The sequence below is a fragment of the Stenotrophomonas maltophilia group sp. LNF247 genome, from assembly GCF_054083135.1.
This window is the reverse complement of record NZ_JBSRQL010000001.1, coordinates 420,116-439,697: the sequence shown is the minus strand read 5'-3', so window position 1 is coordinate 439,697 and position 19,582 is coordinate 420,116. Positions and strand designations below refer to the sequence as shown.

The following is a 19,582-nucleotide window of genomic DNA, read 5'->3' as shown; positions in this document are numbered from 1 at the left end:
GGGCTGGGCGCTCACGGGCGGCCTCCCTTGCCGAATTCATCCACCTGGATGTGCGGGGCGTCCGGCATCGGGCCAGTGCGCCACGCGCGCAGCTGGTAGACGTAGGACAGGACCTGGGCGACGGCCGAATACAGTCTCACGGGGATTTCCTTTCCGAGTTGGCCCTCCCGATACAAGGCGCGTGCCAAAGGTGGGGCAGAGACGATCGCGACCTTGTTGCCGTCGGCCACTTCACGGATGCGCAGGGCGGTCTCGTCCACGCCCAGGGCGACCACGGTGGGGGCGTTCATGGCGCCGCCCTCGTACTTCAGGGCCACCGCGTAGTGGGTGGGGTTGACCACCACCACGTCGGCGGTGGGTACCGCTTCCATCATCCGGCGGTTGGCCATCTGCTGCTGCAGCTGGCGGATGCGGCCCTTGACCTCGGGGCTGCCCTCGCTTTCCTTCATTTCCCGGCGCAGCTCTTCCCGGGTCATCTTCAGCTTGCGCGTCCAGTTCCAGCGCTGGTACGGCGCGTCGATGGCGGCCAGCACCAGCATCGCGCCGGCGGTGGCCAGCAGCAGGCGCAGGGTGAAGCCGAGGCCGTCGGTGATGGCCGTCTCCAGCGGGTGGTGGATCAGGCCGCGCAGGGTGTCAAAGCCGGTCCAGACCACCAGCCCGGCGGCGACGCCGACGAAGGCCACGCGCAGCAGCGATTTGGTGAACTCGGCAATGGCCTCCGGGCCGTACAGGCGCTTGAGCCCGCTCATCGGGTTCATGCGGTTGATGTCGGGCATCAACGCCTTCTGCGACCAGCGCAGGCCGCCCATCACCAGCGGGGCGACGAAGCTGGCCAGCAGGCAGACCAGCACCAGCGGTGCGATCACCAGCATGAACTGCAGCAGCAGGTCGCCGAAGTGGCCGAACAGTTCCTTCGGGTTCTGCCGCAGGCTCTGTTCCGGGCTCAGCGCCTGCTTCATCCAGGCCGTGGCGCCGCGGCCGATCGAGCCGCTCATGGCCATCACCGCCAGCACGCCGGCGCCGAACACGGCGGCCGTGCCGAGCTCGCGCGAGCGCGGCAGGTTGCCCTGTTCGCGGGCGTCGCGCAGGCGTTTTTCGGTCGGTTGTTCGGTCTTTTCGCCGGCGGATTCGTTCTCGGACATCACGGGCACTGCGGCAGGGGTTGCCGGAGGGCGTGCAAGAACCGTGCCGTGATGGGGTGTTGCCTATCCACGCGCGGCGCGGATCTATTTGTAGAGCCGAGCCCATGCTCGGCTATGTTTGGATCGGGCGCGAAGAGCAGCCGAGCGCAGGCTCGGCTCTACAGGGGAGAGTTGTCGCTGGATGGTGGGCTCTGCGCCAGCTCCACCCGCGGCCGCGGCAGGTCGTGCAGCTGCATGAAGCGCGCCGCGTCGACCGGGCGGCCGAGCAGGTAGCCCTGCAGGTAGTCGCAGCCCAGGCGCTCCAGGTAGGCGCGCTGGGCGGTGGTTTCCACGCCTTCGGCGACGATGTCCATGTCCAGCGCATGGCCCAGCGCCACGATCGCCGAGACGATCACCACGTCCTCTGCACTGTGTTCCAGGTCGCGCACGAACGCATGGTCGATCTTGATCTCGGTGGCCGGCAGCCGCTTCAGGTACAGCAGGCTGGAATAGCCAGTGCCGAAGTCATCGATGGATATGCCTACGCCCAGCGCCGACAGCGCCTGCAGCAGGCGCAAGCTGGTGTCGGTATCGCGCATCACCGTGCTTTCGGTGATTTCCAGCACCAGGTGGCGCGGAGCGATGTTGTGGCGTTCGATCATCGCGCGCACATCCTGCAGCAGTTGCGGCGAACTGAACTGCACCGGCGACAGGTTCACCGACATCGACCAGCCTTCGTGACCGGCATCGTGCCAGCGCCGCAGTTGCAGGCAGGCCTGGTCCAGCGCCCAGCGCCCGATCTCGTTGATCGCGCCGCTGCGCTCGGCCAGGCGGATGAACCGATCGGGCGGAATCAGGCCATGCTCCGGATGGTGCCAGCGGATCAACGCTTCGGCACCGGCCACCTTCTGCGTGGCCACGCGGATCTTGGGCTGGTAGTGCAGGAACAGCTGCTCGCTGCCAATGGCCCGGCGCAGGTCGGCCAGCAGCCGGAACTGTTGTTCGGCGCTGTCATTCATCCAGTCGGCGAACAGCACGAAGGCGTTGCGTCCGGATTCCTTGGCCTGGTACATCGCCGCATCGGCAAACGCCATCAGCTGCCGTTCGCTGGCAGCGTGGTCGGGGCAGATTGCCACGCCGATGCTGGCGGTTACCTGCAGTTCGTTGTCCGGCAGCAACGGGCCGCTGCCCACCGCCTGCAGGATGCGCCGGGCGAGGGTGGGCAGGTCCTCGTCGTGTTCGATGCGTACCACCAGCACGAACTCGTCACCGCCCAGTCGTGCCAGCATATCGTTGGGCCGCAGCAGCTGGCGGGTGCGCTCGGCCACCGCCACCAGCAGTGCATCGCCGGCCTGGTGGCCGTAGGCATCGTTGACCTGCTTGAAGCCGTCCAGGTCCATGAACATCACGGCGAAACGGCTGCCGCCCTGCTCGGCCTCGGCCAGTGCCTGCACGATGCGACGCTGCAGCAGCAGGCGGTTGGGCAGGCGGGTGAGCGGATCATGCAGTGCGGCCTGGGTCAGTTCCTGCTGCGCATCGGTCAACGAGGTGCTCAGCATGGAGTTGCGCAGTCGCAGCAGCTGCGCCTCCACCCGCTGGTCCAGCCAGGACACCACCAGCACCACCGCGAGGATCGCCACGGACAGCACCACCACCAGCATGGCCAGCCATTCGCTCTGCAAGCCGTCGCCGACGGCTGCGCCGCAGATGCTGCCCTCCGGAAAGCGAGAAGCGGCCATGCCCGTGTAGTGCATGCCGACGATCGCCAGGCCGAGCAGCCCCGCCGCGGCCAAGCGGTCGCCGATACGGGTGCGCTGCCCACGCAGGCGGAACGCAACATACAGGGCTGTCCACGAGGCGGCGACCGCCACCATCAGTGATAGCAGCAGCCAGCCCGGGTCGTAGTCGATGCCTGGCTGCATGCGCATTGCGGCCATGCCGACGTAGTGCATTCCGGCGATGCCGGTGCCCATCAGCAGGGCACCGCCGGCCAGCCGTGGATGCGGCAGAGTACGCAGCGAGACCAGCCACAGTGCGAATACCGACGAAGCGATCGCCAAGGCCAGCGAGAGCAGGGTGATCGGCAGGTCGTAGCCGAGCGGAATGGGCAGATCGAAGGCGAGCATGCCGATGAAGTGCATCGACCAGATGCCCAGGCCCATGGCGAAGCCACCACCGAGACGCCACCACCAGGCCGCGGCCTTGCCGGGCGCGGTAATCGTGCGCCCGGCCATTGCCAGTGCAGTGTAGGAAGCCATCACGGCTACCAGCAGCGAGATTGCGACCAGCCACGGGTTGTACGTGCCTACCAGCATTCGTCAGTCTCCCGGACCTGCCTGTCGACGGAAACCACGGTGGGGCATGCATGAGGCAGGCCGACGCAGGGCGGCGGCCACGTGCGGCATCCCCCCGGTTGCCGCGCATTCACTCTAACGCGCAGACCCGGGGGAAGGGCAAGCAGTAAAACGTGAAATTGCGCCCCGTAGAGCCGAGCCCATGCTCGGCTGCCGCTCCTGCCGAAGACAGCCGAGCATGGGCTCGGCTCTACAGAAACAAAGGCATGGCAAGCAGTAAAACGTGATGATCAGGTCAGTGTGTGACCGCGTCCGCAGCCTGGAAGGCGGCATCGAACAGGCGCTGTACCGGCGGGCCCATTTCCCCGGCCAGCAGCGCCAGCAGGAACAGACCCAGCAGCAACGAGACCGGCAGGCCCAGCTGGATCGGATTCAGCGCCGGAGCGGCCCGGGCCAGCACGCCGAACGCCAGATTCACTGCCAGCATCGCCACCGTCAGCGGAATCGCCAGGGTCAGCGCGCCGCGTAGCACGGTCAGCAGGAAAGTCGGGGCGATGCTGAAGAACGCGTGCGGGTCCGGCAGCGGAGCGCCGATCGGCAGTGCGCGATAGCTGTCCACCAGCAGCGAGATCAGCGCCAGGTGCCCGTTGGCGGTGAAGAACAGCAGGCCGAACAGCAGATAGAACCACTGGCCGATCACGCCCGAGGTGCCGCCACGCAGTGGGTCACTCATCTGCGCGAAGGCCAGGCCGGTGCCCTGGGCAATCAGTTCGCCGGCCATCGCCCCGGCCTCGAACACCAGCCGTAGCAGGAAGCCGATGGACACGCCGATGGCCAGTTCGCGGGCGATGGTCAGGACCGTGGCGGCATCGAAGCCAGTCCAGTCCGGTACTGGCGGCAGCAGCGGCGCCAGTGCGATGGCCAGGGTGCCAGCCAGCACCACGCGCACCCGTGACGGGACGGCGCGGGTCCCGACCATCGGCATGGCCATGGCCACAGCGCCGATGCGCAGCATGGTCCACAGTACGGTGCCGATCATGCCGAAGGCCTGAAGGCCGTCGGCAGCCATCTGGGTGGCGGCGTCCATCGAAGCGCGTGTCCTAGCCGATCAGGTGTGGAATGCGCTGGAACAGCAGCGTGGTGAATTCAACCAGGTGGCCGATCAGCAGGCTGCCCAGCGCGAACAGCACCGCGGTCAGTGCCGCCGCCTTGGCGACGAAGGCGATGGTCGGTTCGTTGAGCTGGGTCGCGGCCTGCACCACGCCCACCACCACGCCCACCACCAGCACGGTGAGCAGCAGCGGGCCAGCCACCCACAACACGGTGATCAGGCCGCCACGCAGTTCAGTCAGGGCAAGTTCGGGAGACATTCGGGGGTCCATCTGCTCTTGTAGAGTCGAGCCATGCTCGACTGCGCTTTGCGCGGGATATCAAGCCGGATTGAAGCTGGCTGCCAACGTACCCACGGTCAGCACCCAGCCATCCACCAGCACGAACAGCAGGATCTTGAACGGTGCCGACACCAGCATCGGCGACAGCATCATCATGCCCATCGACATCAGCACGCTGGCCACGACCAGGTCGATGATCACGAACGGGATGAAGATCAGGAAGCCGATCTCGAAAGCGGTCTTCAGTTCGCTGGTGACGAACGATGCGACCAGTACCGGGAACGGGATCGCATCGGGGCTGGCGTAGGTGCCGTGCCCGGCGATGCCGGCGAAGGTCATCAGGTCGGTCTCGCGGATCTGCGCCAGCATGAAGGCGCGCAACGGCGTGGTGGTCAGCGTCCAGGCGGTCTGGAAGTCGATCTCGCCATTGAGGTACGGCGCCATGCCGGCGCTCCAGGCCTTGTCCCAGGTCGGCATCATTACCATCGCGGTGAGGAAGAGGGCCAGGCCCAGCAGCACCTGGTTGGACGGGGTCTGCCCGGTACCCAGCGCCTGGCGCAGCAGGCCCAGCACGATGATGATGCGGGTGAACGAGGTCAGCACCAGCAGCATCGACGGGATCAGGGTGATCGCCGTCATCAGCAGCAGGGTCTGCAGCGGCAGGCTGACCGGTGCACCGCCGATCTTGCCGACGTTGATGTCCGGCAGCGGCGTGTTCGGGGCGCCGGGCGCGGCGAACGCCAGTGCCGGCAACAGGCACAGGGCAAGCAACAGCAGCCACGGCATCAGGGTGGCAAGACGGGTACGGGTGACACGCATGTCAGGGATCCTTGCGCAGCCGCTGCTGCAGCAGCTGGGCGAAATTCGGAAGATTCTTGAAGTCCGGCACGCGCACCGGCGCCGGGGGCGGCAACGGTTCGGGCAGGGTATGCAGGGTGTTGATGCCACCGGCGGTGACGCCCAGCAGCAGTTGCTGGCCGTTGACCTCGACCACCACCACGCGCTCCTTGGCGCCCACGCTCAGGCTGGCCACCAGCTTCATGCCTTCGGCCGGGCGGAAGCCGCTGCCGGGCATGCGCTTGAGCAGCCAGCCGAGGCCGATGACCAGCGCGAGCACCGCCAGCAGCGCCAGCACCGCGCCGAACAGGCTGGGTGCGGCGGCCGCATGCTGGCCGACCTGGGGCCCGATGGGCGCGGCGGTCTTGCCGACCGCCAGCAGGGTGGAGGCCAGCAGGCTCAACGCAGTCTCCGGATCCGCTCGCTCGGGCTGACCACGTCGGTCAGGCGCACGCCGAAGCGGTCGTTGATCACCACAACCTCGCCGTGGGCGATCAGGGTACCGTTGACGAACACGTCCAGCGACTCGCCGGCACCCCGTTCCAGTTCCACCACCGAGCCCTGGTTGAGCTGCAGCAGGTTGCGGATCGGCAGGCGCGCGCGACCGACTTCCAGCGACAGGGTCACCGGTACGTCCAGGATCACGTCCAGGTTCAGGTCCGGGCCGTTCGCCTCATCGGCCTGCAGGCTGCTGAACTGGGCCGGGGTGGGTTCGAGGGCGTCGATATCGTTCATTGCGGGTCTTCCTGGATGACGGGTACGCGCGGGCGGGTGCCCGGCGGATGGGTAGCGGTGATCTTCACGGCGTTCATGCCGTTGGCGATGCCGAACTCGCCGGTGAACACCGGGATGTTCTCCACGCACAGCGGCACCTGCGGGCTGAGTTCGATCGGCAGGATGTCGCCGACCTTCAGCTGGGTCAGGTCGCGCAGGGTCATGCGCTTGCTGGCCAGTACGCTGGACAGGGTGACTTCGGCGATGTTGAGCTGCTCACGCAGGGTCTGGCCCCAGCTTTCGTCGCGATCGTTGCGGTCGCTCTGGATGCCGGCGTCGAGCAGCTCGCGGATCGGCTCCAGCATCGAATACGGCAGGGTGACGTGGATGTCGCCACCGCCGCCATCGAGTTCGACGTGCAGGCGGCACACCACCACGTATTCGCGTGGCGTCACGATGTTGGCGAAGTGCGGGTTGATCTCCGAGTTGATGTACTCGAAGTCCACGTCCATCACCGGCGCCCAGGCCTCGCGCAGGTCGGCGAAGGTCTGCTTCAGCAGCAGGTGGATCACCCGCATTTCAGTGGCGGTGAACTCGCGGCCTTCGATGCGGGTCGGGTAGCGCCCGTCGCCACCGAAGAAGTTGTCGACGATGGCGAACACCAGGGTCGGCTCGAACACGATCAGGCCGGTGCCGCGCAGCGGCTTGAAGCGGATCAGGTTCAGGTTGGTCGGTACATACAGCGAGTGCATGTAGTCGTTGAACTTGATCAGTTCGATGCCGCGCACCGACAGCTCGGCCGAGCGGCGGATCAGGTTGAACAGGCCGATCCGCCACAGGCGGGCGAAACGCTCGTGGACCATTTCCAGGGTCGGCATGCGACCGCGGATGATGCGGTCCTGGCTCGCGAAGTCGTACGAGCGCGCTTCGCCTGACGGCGGTTCCGGATCGGTTTCGACCGCGCCAGTGTCCACGCCGTGGAGCAGGGCATCGATCTCGTCCTGGGACAACAGATCATTCATCGGTGGGCCCTTACTGGGTCACGAAGCTGGTGAACAGCAGGTCGTCGGCACCATTGCTGCCGGTCTCGGCCTTGAGCACTTTCTGCACTTCGGCCAGCGACGCAGCCTGCAGCTTCTGCTTGCCGGCGACATCGGCGATCTGGTCCGGGCTGACCTGCGAGAACAGCATCAGCAGGCGTGCGCGGATGGCGGGTGCATGGGTCTTGATCGCTTCCAGCGCAGCCGGGTCACGGGTCATCAGCTGCACTTCCAGCTGCAGGTAGCGCGGACCATCGACCGGGCCATTGAGATTGACCACGAACGCCGGGTCCAGCGCGAAGTACTGCGCGGGGGCCGGGGTGGCGCTCTTCTTCGGCGCCTGCGCAGTCTTGTCTTCGTGCTTGGACTGGGTGAAGAACCATACGCCGCCACCGGCGGCAGCGGCGGCCAGCACGGCCACCAGTGCGGTGATCAGGATCGGACTGCGCGGCTTGGCGGCCTTGTCCTTCTCGGCGGTCTTCTTGGTTTTGTCAGCGGCTGCGGCCACGGGGTGAAGCTCCTGAGGGTTGCTTCACCGGGATATGCAAGGGGTGTGCCGGAGCCGGGGCAGCGGGGGGCGACGGAATTCCGTCGGGATGCCAGCCGCATCGCTCTGGTGGCTGCCAACCTTGGTTGGCACGCCTGTCAGGCGTAAGCGTCCAGCAATCCGCGCTGGCGGATCAGCTGCGCCGACGACACGCTGCCATCGCCCGGCGTCGGTTCTCCGTCGCCGGGCAGACCGCCGCCACCGGCCTGGCCCGACGCATTGCCGTCACCACCGGGCGCCTGGTGGCCGACATCGGCATGAGCCAGCTGGAAGCCCTGTTCGCCCAGCAGTTCGCGCAGGCGCGGCAGGCTGCTTTCCAGTGCCTGGCGCACGTCCACATGCGGGCTGCTGAAACTGGCATGCACCTTGTCGCCGTTCAGTTGCAGGCGCACATCCACCGGGCCCATGTCGTCCGGGCTCAGGCGGATGTGGGCGTGACCGATCTTCTGGTCGGCCAGCCAGCCCAGGCGCGCGCCGACGGCCTGGTCGAAACCATCGTCGCCGAACACGGGCCTGGGCGTCGGTTCGCCGTTGAAGACCGCAGTGCCGGTGGCGAGCGCAGCCTTGAGGTCCTGCAGGGCCGCCGGGGCCGGGGCGTGCAGGAATGGGGCAGCGCTACGGTCGCCGATCGCGGTCACGTCGTTGCTGTCGCGGTCGCCATGCTTGCTGCCCGGCAGGACCGTCTCCGGTAGTGGCAGGGTCGTGGCATCGCTGGCGCTGGCGGCCGGCGGCGTGCTGTCAGTTATGGATGCGACGGCTGCGCCCGGCGCCTGGGTCGGCGTCGGGGCAGGCAGTCCCGGTCCGGCAGTGGCCGGCAGCGCCGCGCCCGCACCCGTTGCAGCAGGAGCAGTGGCGGCAGGATCGGAGGAGGCCGGCATCGCCAGGACCAGGCCGGCCAGGCCCAGCGGCGGCCACGGCGCGTCCTCGGTGGCCACCGGCGTGTCCTTGTCCGTCGCCCGATCACCCGCAGGCGGAGTTTGCGGCGGCAAGGGCGACGTCTCGTTTCCCGTCGCCGCCGCATCCATGCTGCGTTCCTCCGGCGCCTGGCCATTTCCATCGGCGCTCGTCTGCGGCTTCGGTGCCGAGGTGGGCGGTGACGTGGCGGCGCCGGCGGGCGCGTCCGGCGCGCCGCCCTGCAACAGCTGGCTGAAATCCTTGCTGGCCTCGCTGCGTGGCGCGCGCGCTGCAGCGCCGCCGGCAGTCTGTGCCTGCGCGTTGGCGCTGCTGGCGAGCGGGGCGGGTATCACGGGCGGCCTCCCTGCTCGGTGCCATCCTGGTCTTCGGCCTGCACCAGACGCGCACGGCGCGCACCGATGTCGTCCATCTCGCGCTGGTCGCGGCGGTCGGTGACCACTTTCTCCTGCGCCCGGTAGCTGGCCGCCAGCTGTTCCAGCACGGCCTTGTCACGGCTGGCCAGGATCAGGCGGGCGCGCTCGGCCTCCACCTTCTCGCGGTTGCCATTGACCGTGGCCTGCTGCTGCTCGACCGCACTGTCGAGGCGGTCGAGAAATGCACGCCGGTTGAGCAGCTGCGCCGGGCTGGTCGCCGCCATCTGCGCGTTGGCGTACTCCTCGGCATAACGGCGCAGTTCGTCCAGTCGCGATAGATGGGTGTCGAGCACGCGCTGGCGTTCGGCCAGGTCGCGGGCGACCGCGTCCTCGTGTTCCTGGGCCCGCTTGAGCAGGGGATCGATGCGCTTGGACTGGTTCATGGCTTAACTCTCTTGTTCCACCAGGCGCTGCAGCGCCGCCTGGCTGTGCGGGAGATCTGCGGCCTTGGCAACGTCCTGGCCGAGGAACTCCATGATTTCCGGCCAGCGTTCCAGGGCTTCGTCGGTGGCCGCGTCGTTGCCGCGCTGGTAAGCGCCGATGGCGATCAGGTCACGGTTGGCCGAATACGCCGAGACCAGTCGTTTCAGTTTGCGGATGCGCAGGCGCCACGGTTCGTCGGCGATTTCCGTGACCACGCGGCTGACCGACGATTCGACGTCGATGGCCGGGTAGAGGCCACTGTCGGCCACGCGCCGCGACAGCAGGATGTGGCCGTCGAGGATCGCGCGCGCTGCATCGGCAATCGGATCCTGCGGATCATCGCCTTCGGTCAGCACCGTGTAGAACGCGGTGATCGAGCCACGTCCCTTGGCGCCGTTGCCGGCGCGTTCGACCAGTGCCGGCAGCTTGGCGAACACCGACGGCGGGTAGCCGCGGGTGGTCGGCGGCTCGCCGACCGACAGGCCGATTTCTCGCTGCGCCTGAGCGAAGCGGGTCAGCGAGTCCATCAGCAGCAGCACGTTCAGTCCCTGGTCGCGGAACCATTCGGCGATGGCGGTAGCGCGGTAGGCACCGTGCAGGCGCGCCAGCGGCGGCCGGTCGGCGGGACTGGCCACCACCACGGCGCGGCGCAGGCCTTCCTCGCCCAGCGTGGTCTCGACGAAATCGCGGACTTCGCGGCCACGTTCACCGATCAGGCCGACCACGATCACGTCGGCGGCGGTGTAGCGGGTCATCATGCCCAGCAGCGTCGACTTGCCGACGCCAGAACCAGCGAACAGGCCGACACGCTGGCCGCGGCCGATCGGCAGCAGCGCGTTGATCGCACGCACGCCCACGTCCAGCGGCTGGGTGATCGGTTCACGTGCCAGCGGATTGATCGACACGCCGGCCATGCCGACATGGCCCTCGGCGCGGATCGGGCCCTTGCCGTCCAGCGGCACGCCGTCGCTGTCGATGACGCGGCCGAGCAGGCCTTCGCCCACTTCAACGCCGCCGCGGCGTGCGGACGGCACCACCCGCGCATTGGGCAGCAGGCCGTGCAGTTCCGCGCTCGGCATCAGGTACGTGCGCTCGCCGGCGAAGCCGACCACTTCGGCATCGACCCAGCCACCATCGACCACTTCCACCTTGCAGCTGGCACCCAGCGGCGCTTCGCAGCCGACCGCTTCCAGGGTCAGTCCGACCGCGCGGCGCAGCACGCCTTCGCGGATCAGGCCACGGCCATGGGCGGTATCCACGCGCAGGCCATCGAGCCGACGCGCCAGGCGCAGGTTGCGGGCGATGGCCCAGTCGGCCGGTGGCAGCGTCGGCTGCGGATCGGGGGTCATGCATTGGCTCCGGTCTGGCGGATCACCGCGTCCAGCGCGCCGCGCAGGCGCGCTTCCAGGGTGCCGTCGATGCGCACCGCTTCGGCGTGCACGCGAAGATCGCCGCGGCTGAGACTGGTATCCGGCACCAGGCGTTGCTGTGGCGGCAGGCTCAACAGCGGGGCGAGCGCGGCGATGTCGTCCGGGTGCAGCCGCACTTCGACCTCGCGGGTGCTGCCACCCACCGCGTCGATCGCCTCACCGACCAGCTGTGCCAGCAGTGCCGGCTCAGCTTCGTAGGCACGGCCGACCAGCGCACCGGCGATGCGTACGGCCAGCTCGCCGAGCGCGCCGACCACTTCGTTTTCCAGCCGCACCAGCGGCCGGCTGAAGTTGTCGAGGATCCCTTCGATCTGCGCGGCGAGGCGGCGCACTTCGGCCTGCCCCTGGCCGTAGCCTTCGGCATGGCCGTGCTGGAAGCCTTCCTTCTCGGCGCTGTCCTGTATTGCCTGGATTTCCTCCAGCGTCGGCAGCTGCAGCGGTGGCTCGGGTTCATGCTCCGGGTCCGGCTCGGTGAGTTCGAATGCATCCTCCTGCTCCAGCACCGGTTCGGGCTGGGCCAGCAGGTCCGGGGCAAGCCAGCGCACGACGTTGCTCACAGCATGGCCTCCGCGCTGCCGCCGATGGTGACGGTGCCTTCATCGGCCATGCGCTTGACGATGGCCAGGATCTCGCGCTGTGCGCCTTCCACGTCGGACAGGCGCACCGGGCCACGAGCTTCCATGTCTTCCAGCAGGATTTCGGCCGCGCGCTGCGACATGTTGCGGGTGATCTTGTCGCGCACCTTGATGTCGGCACCGCGCAGGGCCAGGCCCAGGCGCTCGCCGCTCACTTCGCGCAGCACCAGCTGCATCTCGCGGTCATCCAGGTCGACCAGATCGTCGAACACGAACATCAGGTCCTGGATGCGGTTGCTCAGCGGCGCATCGATGCGGGCGATTTCGCCCAGGATCGCCTGGTCCTGGCCGCTGTCCATGAAGTTCAGGATGTTGGCCGCGCACTGCACGCCACCGATGTTCGACGACTTCAGGTTCTGGTTGCCGGCGAACTGGCGCTCCATGATCTCGTTGAGTTCATTGAGTGCGTTCGGCGGAATGCCGTCGAGGGTGGCGATGCGCAGCAGCACGTCCACGCGGGTACGGTCCGGCAGCAGCTTCAGCGCGTCGGCGGCCTGGTCGGTTTCCAGGTGCGCCATCACGATGGCGATGATCTGCGGGTGCTCGTTGCGCACCAGGTCGGCCACCGCACGCGGGTCCATCCATTTCAGCGCGTCCAGGCCGGTGGTGTTGCGGCCCAGCAGGATGCGGTCGATCAGGTTGCCGGCCTTCTCGCTGCCCAGCGCCTGCACCAGCATGTTGCGGATGTAGTCGTCCGAACCCACGCCCAGCGAGGTCTTCGAGCCCAGCTCCTGGCCGAACTGGTCCATTACCCGTTCCACCTGCTCGCGGGTGATGTCGGTCATGGTGGCCATGGCGATGCCGATCTTCTGCACTTCCTTGGGTTCCATGTGGCGCAGCACTTCGGCCGCGTCCAGCTCACCCAGGGACAGCAGCAGCACGGCCGCGCGCTGTACGCCGGTCAGTTGTGCCTCAGTCATTGGCCACCCATCCCTTGACCACTTGGGCCACGCGCTTGGAGTCGGTCTTTACGGCTTCACGCGCCATCCGCAGTCGTTCCTCATATGAATCCACCGGCAGGGCCAGGGCCTCCGGCCCGGCCAGGCTCGCCCGGTCGGCGCCCAGCGCCGGCAGCGGCATGCCATCGTCATCCACCAGCTGCACGTCCGCGGTGTGCGGCTCCAGTGCCTGCGGGTCGTCCTTCCTGTTCTGGCCGGTGATCGCGCGCAGCGCCGGGCGCAGTACGCCGAACAACAACGCCAGCACCACCACCGCGCCGAGCAGCATGCGGCCGGCATCGTGCACCCATGGCAGTTCCCACCAGGCCGGCCCTTCGACCGGCGTGGTGTCACGCACGAACGGGGCATTCATCACCGACACGGTGTCGCCACGCTCGGCGTTGAAGCCGACGGCCTGCTTCACCAGCGCCTCGACGCGGGTCAGTTCCGCGGCCGACAGCGGCTGCGGGCTGACCTTGCCGTTGGCACCGGCGCGCGGCACGTTGTCCACCAGTACCGCCACCGACACGCGCTTGATGCGGCCGGCCGGCTGGCGGGTGTGCTGCAGGGTGCGGTCCAGCTCGTAGTTGCGGGTGGCGTTCTTGCTGCTTTCGGTCGGGGCCTGCGCGGTGGCCGGCGTGGCCTGCTGGCCCGGCGGGCTGTTGCTGGTGGCACCCGGCACGCCCTGCGGGCCCGGGGTGCTGGTGGTGTTCTCGCTCATCTGCTCGCTGCGCAGCTTCTGCGGTTCACCGTTGTAGAGCTCACGGGCTTCCTCGGTCACCGAGAAATCCATGTCCACGCTCACTTCCGGGTTGACCCGGCCGGGGCCGGTCATCGGTTCCAGCAGCTCGCGGATGCGCTGGTTGAACGAGGTTTCCTGGCGGCGCACCTGTTCGAACTGGGCAGCGTTGACCGCCGCCTCACTGTTCGGGTCGCTGACGCTGAGCATGCGCCCGCTCTGGTCAACCACGGTCACCCGTTCCGGGGCGAGATCCGGGATGCTGGCCGCGACCATGTGCACGATGGCGTCCACTTGGCTGCGTTCCAGCTGCTGGCCGCCACGCAGTTCCAGGGTCACCGAGGCGCTGGCCACGTCACGCTGGCGGGTGAAGGCGCTGGGCTTGGGAATGGCCAGGTGCACGCGCGAATCGCGCACCGGGCGCAGCGTGTTGATGGTGCGCGACAGCTCGGTTTCCAGCGCATGCTGGTAGCGCGCGCTTTCCACGAACTGGCTGACGCCGAAGCCCGGGTCGCGCTCCATCAGCTCGAAGCCGAGCTTGCCGCTGTCGGTCAGGCCGGAGCCGGCCAGCTTCAGGCGCGCGTCGTGCAGGTTCTTTTCCGGCACGGTGATGCCACCGGTGGCCGGGTCGAGTGCGAACGGAATCTGTGCGGCGCGCAGCAGGTCGGTCGCTTCAGCGGTCGCCTTCTGGTCCAGGCCGGTGTACAGCGGGACCATGCCCGGCTTCTGCGACCAGAAGAACACGGACAGGCCTGCCGCCACCGCCACCGCGATCATCGCCATCAGGCCCAGCCGACGGGTGATCTGCAGACTCTGCAGGCGGTCGAACCATTGCCCGGCCTTTTCGGCGTTCAGGCTGTCCTTGGAGAGCGTCAGTGCCATGCGTCTCTATTCCTTACAGCGGCATGTTCATCACGTCCTGGTAAGCCTGGACGAGACGGTTGCGGACTTCCACGGTGGCGCGGAAGGCGATCTGGGACTGCTGCGAGGCGACCATCACCTTGGCCAGGTCGGCGCTTGGGTCGCCCATTTCGAAGGCCTTGGCGAGGGCGCCGGACTTCTGTTGCGCATCGTTGACGCCGGCAATCGCACCACGCAGGGTTTCGGTGAAGCTGGCCGGCTGGGCCTGCGGTGCATCGAGCACCGTGCCCGGCAGGGCGTTGCTGCGCGGCGTTTCGCCCAGCGGGTTGAGCGCCGGCTGTCCCATCTGGGTCTGATAGGAGCGGATCTGCGAAAGGATCGAAGTGACGGAGTGGGACATCTGCAACGGTTCCAGAAACAGGGATGGGGTTGTCTGCTGGAGCCAGTGCAAGTGCCGTGCCGAAACCGGTTTTCGATTCAGTGAAGTGAGGAGGTTGGGTGTGCGTGCGGGGTTGCACCCCGCTCCCCGCGGTAGTGCCGGCCGCTGGCCGGCAACCTCAGTGGCAATGACCGAAGCCGGAGCCGGAGCAACAGCAGAAGCGGGTCTACTGAGGGATGGCGGGGCGGGTCCGGTTGCGGGGGACGCTGCAAGTACGTCCATGTAAGCTCGGTCGCCGCATCCATGCGGCTCACGCCCCCACAACCGGACCCACCCCGCCTCCGACAGTTTCCTGCGATCTGATGGACGGGTATGGACTGCCCTTGGTGGGTGTCGACCTTGGTCGACACATTCTGGTCGGCACGGGGTCGGATCCCGTTGCCGTGCATCGGGCGCTGATCCCATTGGCGGCGCCATTTATCCGGCGTCGGTTTTCTGGCCTGGGGCTGCAGAGTCCAGCGGCCGGAGTTCTGGCGCTGCAAATGCGCAGCGGTCGGATCCCTTTCCGGTGGAAAGGGCTCCGACCCCTCTTGGGATCTGACCCCTGGCGCTAGCTACCAGGGATAGTGGAGATCGATCCCGAGCGAACGGTGCAGTTCCACCTTTTCGGATGAGAGAGGGAAGAACCCCTCAGAAAGCTCGTAAAGGCACGTGGGCCAGAAGTTGCTCTCGTCCAGCATTGAGCTGGGATCGGACTTGCGGAAGTCAGTCTCAAGCTCCAGGAGCGTGAACATTGACACGTCCCTGTGGGAGTTGATCGCAGCTTGAATCGCTTCCATCAACGCGGTGTGGAAGATTGCGAAACTGCGCAGGTCTGAATTGCAGTATTGGAGCGGTGTTCCATCGTCGATTGGAAGTAGCCCTACCGAGCCATTCATGAGATCGACGAAAAAGAGTCCGCCCAGTACACGTCCAAAGATCGCCAGGTTGCGATCGTCAGTCTGGTACTTCTGCAGACGTGGATGGAACATCGTGCTGTTGTTGGGATATGGCGCAAGACGGTCAGACAGCTGCCGCGCCTCACGCAGCAGGGCAGAGTTATCAATCTCTTCCTGGCGGATTGGCGTGAGATCAAGCGTTGGCGGTCTGATTGAATTCTCCATCCGGACAAGGCTACCCCTATGCTTCGCAGCTGCCTTTAGGAGAAGTTGCAAACGAGGTCCTGCGGCTCATCCCCTTGTCCAGGCACGGCGTGGATCTACTGATGTCATGCAGCGGCGCCAGAAGCACCAACGCCCGGGCGAGCCCAGGCGTTCGTGCCCCCTTCATGCTGGTGGCGCGGTTCAGCCGGCCAGTTCGGCCTGCTCGCGTTCGATGCCGTACTTGCGCAGCTTTTCCACCAGGGTGGTGCGGCGCAGGCCGAGCAGCTGGGCGGCGTGGGCAACCACGCCCTGGGTGCGTTCCAGTGCTTCGTTGATGAGGCCCAGTTCGATGTTGGCCATGTGGTTGCGCAGGTCCATGCCTTCGTCGGGCAGGGCGGCCGGTGCCGCCGGGCGATTGACGGCGATGCCGTGCTCCAGCGCCGGCTGGTTGCCGCTGCCGGGGGTGTGGAACGAGAAGCTGCGCAGGTCCAGGCGTTCTTCGTTGGCAACCGTAGCTGCCGGTGCCGGTGCAGCCACCGCTGCCAGTGCGGCATCGCCACGGTAGCGGGCCGGCAGGTCCTGCACGCGTACTGAACCGCCCGGATGCAGCACCGCCAGGCGCTCGACCAGGTTGGTCAGCTCGCGCACGTTGCCCGGCCACTCGTAGCCGGCCAGTGCCTGCAGCGCTTCGGGAGTGAAGCGCACTTCGCCACGGCCGGTGCGGGCCAGCTGCGCGGCGATGGTTTCCACCAGTGCCGGCAGGTCCTCGCGACGCTCGCGCAGCGCGGGTACTTCAATCGGGAACACGTTGAGGCGGTAGAACAGATCCTCGCGGAACTTGCCTTCGGCGATCCGCGTTTCCAGATCACGGTGGGTCGCGGCCACCACGCGCACGTTGCAGCGGATGGTCTGGTTGCCACCGACGCGCTCGAAGCTGCGTTCCTGCAGCACGCGCAGCAGCTTCACCTGCATCGGCAGGCTCATGTCGCCGATCTCGTCGAGCAGCAGGGTGCCGCCCTCGGCCATTTCGAAACGGCCCTTGCGCGCGGTCAGTGCGCCGGTGAAGGCACCCTTTTCGTGGCCGAACAGTTCGCTTTCCAGCAGGTCGGCCGGAATGGCGCCGCAGTTGATCGCCACGAACGGGCCATCACGGCGCGGCGAACGCTGGTGGATGGCGCGCGACACCACTTCCTTGCCGGTGCCGGATTCGCCCAGCACCAGCACGGTGGTGTCGAACGCGGCCACCTGTTCGATCATGGTGCGCAGCGCGGTGACCGCCGGGCCGTTGCCGGTCGGTCCCTGCTCCTGCGCGGCACCGGCCTGGTGCTCGGCATCCAGGCGCTTGAGGCTGGCGCGGCGCAGCAGCGCTTCCATCTGCGCATGGCGCAGCGGGGTTTCCAGCGGCCAGATGTTGGCTTCGTGCAGGCCATGCTGCTGCGCGAACGCAGCGGCATCACCGTCGGCCAGCAGTACCGGCGGCGGCAGGCTGCTGCCGCCCAGCCAGTGATACAGCGCGGTGCTGGCGGGGCTGTCGTCCAGGCTGCCGACGATCACCGCCATCCAGTCGTTCTGGCGCTGTCGGCCCAGGTCGAAGTCGGCTGCGTCGGACACCCAGCGCGGGTTGAAGTCCATGAATTCCAGCAGGGCAACGGTGCGCTCCGCGCGCACGGCGTCGTTGTCCAGCACCAGGATGCGCGATTCGCTCACGACTGTTCCTCCCTGAGGCCTTCCAGGATCGGCATGACTTCCTGGATGTAGGACAGCTTGCTGACAAAGTTGTCGGCGCCGGCGCGCAGCGCGTGTTCGCGGTGCTCGGCGTCGTCGAAGTGGCTGGCGATCACGATGTACGGCGCATCGTCCTGCGACTTGATCAGGCGGGTGGCCTGCAGCCCCCCCATTTCCGGCATGGCCAGATCCATCAGCACCACCTGCGGGCGCAGCGTTTCCGAGCGCTCGATCGCTTCCAGGCCGTTGCCGGCGCTGCCGACGATCTGCAGCCAGTCGATCTTGCGGAAATGGCGCATCGCCGCGTTGATGAAGCCCTCGTGGTCATCGACCAGCAGGACCGTGAGCTTGTTCATGTCCAACATCCTTTTCAGCCCACCCGGGCCAGCTGGGGTTGCCTGGCGCTGAGCCGGCGCCGTTCGCGGGCCGGGGCGATATCCAGTTGTTCTCGGTATTTTGCGACGGTTCGGCGGGCAATGTTCACCCCCTGGCGCGACAGCAGGCCGGCAATGGCCTCGTCGGCCAGCGGGCGGCCGGCCGGTTCGGCGTCGATCAGGCGGCGGACCATGGCCTTCACCGCCTGGCCGGAGACGCTGGCGCCCTCCAGGCGCACGGCGAAGAAGTGCTTCAGCTCGAAGGTGCCGCGCGGGGTCTGCAGGAACTTGCCGGTGGTGATGCGCGAGACGGTGGACTCGTGCATGCCGATTTCCTCGGCCACTTCCTTCAGGGTCAACGGCGCCATGGCCTCTTCGCCGCGCACCAGGAAGGCGGCCTGGCGCTCGACGATCACCCGCGCCGTACGCAGCAGGGTGTCGTAGCGCATCGACAGGCCACGGCTGAACCAGCGCGCCTCCTGCAGCATCTCGCGCAGCGCCGGGGCGGCGTCGCTGGTTTCGGCCAGCACCTGTTCGTACTGGCTGTTGATCGACACGCGGCGGCTGGTGGCCGGGTTCAGGGCGACCTTCCACTGCCCGTCGGCGTGCCAGGCGACGACGTCCGGCACCACCACCGCGTTGCGCTCGGGCAGCAGGCTGTCGCCGGGGCGCGGCTGCAGCGACAGGATCAGGCGCACCGCCTCGCGCACGTCGTCGATCTCGGCGTCGTGCTGGCGGGCGAGGGCGGGGTAGTCGTGGGCAGCCAGTGCATCGAGCGCGCCGTCCAGGATGCGCGCAGCCAGATGGCGGGCCGGCACCACGCCGTGCAGGCTGCGCAGCTGCGCCTGCAGGCCTTCGCGCAGGTCCTGTGCGGCCATGCCGGCCGGCTCGCCGTGCAGCAGCTGCTGGCGGATGGTTTCCACGCCAGCGGCGGCGATGTCGAACTGGGCGCTGGCCAGCAGCTGCAGCTGTGCCAGCGGCGCCTGCAGGTAGCCGGCCTCATCGCAGTGGTCGAGCCAGAACGCGGCCACCGCCAGTTCGCGGTCATCCATGTCCAGCGACAGGCGCTGCAGCACGCGCAATTGCGGGTCGGTCGATTCGCCGGCGGCGATGCGCGCCATGCGATCGTCGTCGCCGTCCTGCCAGCTGGCGCCGGCCACGTCCCACATCGAAGACTCGGGCAACTCGTCGAACGCGGCGGTTTCCAGCGTGGTCGCGCTGGCCTCGGTGGCTTCGGCGGCAGGCGCTTCGGCCTCTTCGATTTCGAGCAGCGGGTTGGAGTCCAGCAGGCGCTGGATTTCCTGTTCCAGGTGCAGGCCGTCGAGTTGCAGCAGCCGGATCGACTGCAGCAACTGCGGGGTGAGGTGAAGTTGTTGGCCCAGCTGGGTCGAGAGTGCAGCCTTCATCGTGGTTCCCCGGCGCCGCTCCCCGGCGCCTTGTGGAACGCATCTTGCTTTTGATCCGGCGGGGGCGGAATCGGGGGGTTCCTGAGGGGCTTGGTGAATGTCCTGACAGGGTGTAGGGGTATTCCCTACATCGACGCGGATTGTTGACGATGATCGCTGCTAAGTTGCGGATTTCCGGTGCAAGGCCCGGATTGATCGGGCTGCGCCGTGTACGGATTCCTGTCAGGGAGTGTCGGGGCGACGGGAATTCGTCGCTGG

General features: G+C 67.5%; 20 protein-coding genes. All 20 read right to left on the bottom strand.

All coding sequences use genetic code 11. From position 1 onward, the window contains the following. Positions 1–11: 11 nt before the first annotated feature. The 20 genes from flhB to rpoN all read right to left on the bottom strand — a co-directional run bounded on the left by flhB (position 12) and on the right by rpoN (position 19,324). Positions 12–1,142, bottom strand: a complete 1,131-nt coding sequence (flhB, locus tag ACTXG9_RS02080; protein ID WP_021203856.1) for a flagellar biosynthesis protein FlhB — start codon at positions 1,140–1,142, stop codon at positions 12–14. A gap of 158 nt (positions 1,143–1,300) precedes the next feature. After that, the gene (locus ACTXG9_RS02075) at positions 1,301–3,436 is read right to left on the bottom strand and encodes a putative bifunctional diguanylate cyclase/phosphodiesterase (protein WP_456115636.1); all 2,136 of its coding nucleotides are present in this window, start codon (positions 3,434–3,436) and stop codon (positions 1,301–1,303) included. A gap of 274 nt (positions 3,437–3,710) precedes the next feature. Then, on the bottom strand, positions 3,711–4,502 hold the full coding sequence (gene fliR / locus ACTXG9_RS02070) for a flagellar biosynthetic protein FliR (RefSeq protein WP_049397365.1): 792 nt from the start codon (positions 4,500–4,502) through the stop codon (positions 3,711–3,713). Positions 4,503–4,515: 13 nt separating this feature from the next. Then, a complete protein-coding gene (locus tag ACTXG9_RS02065; protein ID WP_005413254.1) occupies positions 4,516–4,785 on the bottom strand; it encodes a flagellar biosynthetic protein FliQ in 270 nt (89 codons plus the stop codon). Positions 4,786–4,845: 60 nt separating this feature from the next. Next, positions 4,846–5,625: a flagellar type III secretion system pore protein FliP gene (gene fliP, locus ACTXG9_RS02060; protein WP_019659599.1), complete on the bottom strand. Its 780-nt coding sequence runs from the start codon at positions 5,623–5,625 to the stop codon at positions 4,846–4,848. A gap of 1 nt (position 5,626) precedes the next feature. Beyond that, positions 5,627–6,046, bottom strand: coding sequence for a flagellar biosynthetic protein FliO (gene fliO / locus ACTXG9_RS02055; protein WP_014037105.1), 420 nt, complete (start codon positions 6,044–6,046; stop codon positions 5,627–5,629). Beyond that, on the bottom strand, positions 6,043–6,378 hold the full coding sequence (gene fliN / locus ACTXG9_RS02050) for a flagellar motor switch protein FliN (RefSeq protein ID WP_005409543.1): 336 nt from the start codon (positions 6,376–6,378) through the stop codon (positions 6,043–6,045). Before fliN ends, fliO begins: the two co-directional genes overlap by 4 nt. After that, positions 6,375–7,379 carry a flagellar motor switch protein FliM gene (gene fliM / locus ACTXG9_RS02045; RefSeq protein ID WP_021203860.1) on the bottom strand — a complete coding sequence of 335 codons (1,005 nt, stop codon included), beginning with the start codon at positions 7,377–7,379 and terminating at the stop codon, positions 6,375–6,377. Before fliM ends, fliN begins: the two co-directional genes overlap by 4 nt. A 10-nt stretch (positions 7,380–7,389) precedes the next feature. Next, positions 7,390–7,905: a flagellar basal body-associated FliL family protein gene (locus tag ACTXG9_RS02040; RefSeq protein ID WP_019659602.1), complete on the bottom strand. Its 516-nt coding sequence runs from the start codon at positions 7,903–7,905 to the stop codon at positions 7,390–7,392. Between the two features lie 137 nt (positions 7,906–8,042). Beyond that, entirely contained in the window at positions 8,043–9,188 is a 1,146-nt protein-coding gene (locus tag ACTXG9_RS02035) for a flagellar hook-length control protein FliK (protein WP_111098345.1), read from the bottom strand. After that, complete coding sequence (gene fliJ, locus ACTXG9_RS02030; protein ID WP_021203862.1) at positions 9,188–9,655, bottom strand: flagellar export protein FliJ; 468 nt, start codon at positions 9,653–9,655, stop codon at positions 9,188–9,190. The genes ACTXG9_RS02035 and fliJ overlap by 1 nt, the downstream gene beginning before the upstream one ends. A gap of 3 nt (positions 9,656–9,658) precedes the next feature. Continuing rightward, the gene (locus ACTXG9_RS02025) at positions 9,659–11,044 is read right to left on the bottom strand and encodes a FliI/YscN family ATPase (protein WP_049412701.1); all 1,386 of its coding nucleotides are present in this window, start codon (positions 11,042–11,044) and stop codon (positions 9,659–9,661) included. Next, positions 11,041–11,682 (bottom strand): FliH/SctL family protein, encoded by a 642-nt coding sequence (locus ACTXG9_RS02020; RefSeq protein ID WP_111098338.1) that lies wholly within the window; start codon positions 11,680–11,682, stop codon positions 11,041–11,043. The genes ACTXG9_RS02025 and ACTXG9_RS02020 overlap by 4 nt, the downstream gene beginning before the upstream one ends. Continuing rightward, positions 11,679–12,665, bottom strand: coding sequence for a flagellar motor switch protein FliG (fliG, locus tag ACTXG9_RS02015; protein WP_024958226.1), 987 nt, complete (start codon positions 12,663–12,665; stop codon positions 11,679–11,681). Before fliG ends, ACTXG9_RS02020 begins: the two co-directional genes overlap by 4 nt. A 7-nt stretch (positions 12,666–12,672) precedes the next feature. After that, entirely contained in the window at positions 12,673–14,319 is a 1,647-nt protein-coding gene (gene fliF / locus ACTXG9_RS02010; RefSeq protein ID WP_021203865.1) for a flagellar basal-body MS-ring/collar protein FliF, read from the bottom strand. A 13-nt stretch (positions 14,320–14,332) separates the two neighbouring features. Next, complete coding sequence (gene fliE, locus ACTXG9_RS02005; protein ID WP_005409552.1) at positions 14,333–14,698, bottom strand: flagellar hook-basal body complex protein FliE; 366 nt, start codon at positions 14,696–14,698, stop codon at positions 14,333–14,335. A 593-nt stretch (positions 14,699–15,291) separates the two neighbouring features. Then, positions 15,292–15,840, bottom strand: coding sequence for an SUKH-4 family immunity protein (locus ACTXG9_RS02000; protein WP_111098337.1), 549 nt, complete (start codon positions 15,838–15,840; stop codon positions 15,292–15,294). 180 nt (positions 15,841–16,020) lie between these two features. Then, complete coding sequence (locus tag ACTXG9_RS01995) at positions 16,021–17,526, bottom strand: sigma-54 dependent transcriptional regulator (protein WP_111098336.1); 1,506 nt, start codon at positions 17,524–17,526, stop codon at positions 16,021–16,023. Beyond that, entirely contained in the window at positions 17,523–17,900 is a 378-nt protein-coding gene (locus tag ACTXG9_RS01990; protein WP_005409556.1) for a response regulator, read from the bottom strand. Before ACTXG9_RS01990 ends, ACTXG9_RS01995 begins: the two co-directional genes overlap by 4 nt. A 14-nt stretch (positions 17,901–17,914) precedes the next feature. Then, positions 17,915–19,324 carry an RNA polymerase factor sigma-54 gene (rpoN, locus tag ACTXG9_RS01985; RefSeq protein ID WP_111098335.1) on the bottom strand — a complete coding sequence of 470 codons (1,410 nt, stop codon included), beginning with the start codon at positions 19,322–19,324 and terminating at the stop codon, positions 17,915–17,917. Positions 19,325–19,582: the final 258 nt, after the last annotated feature.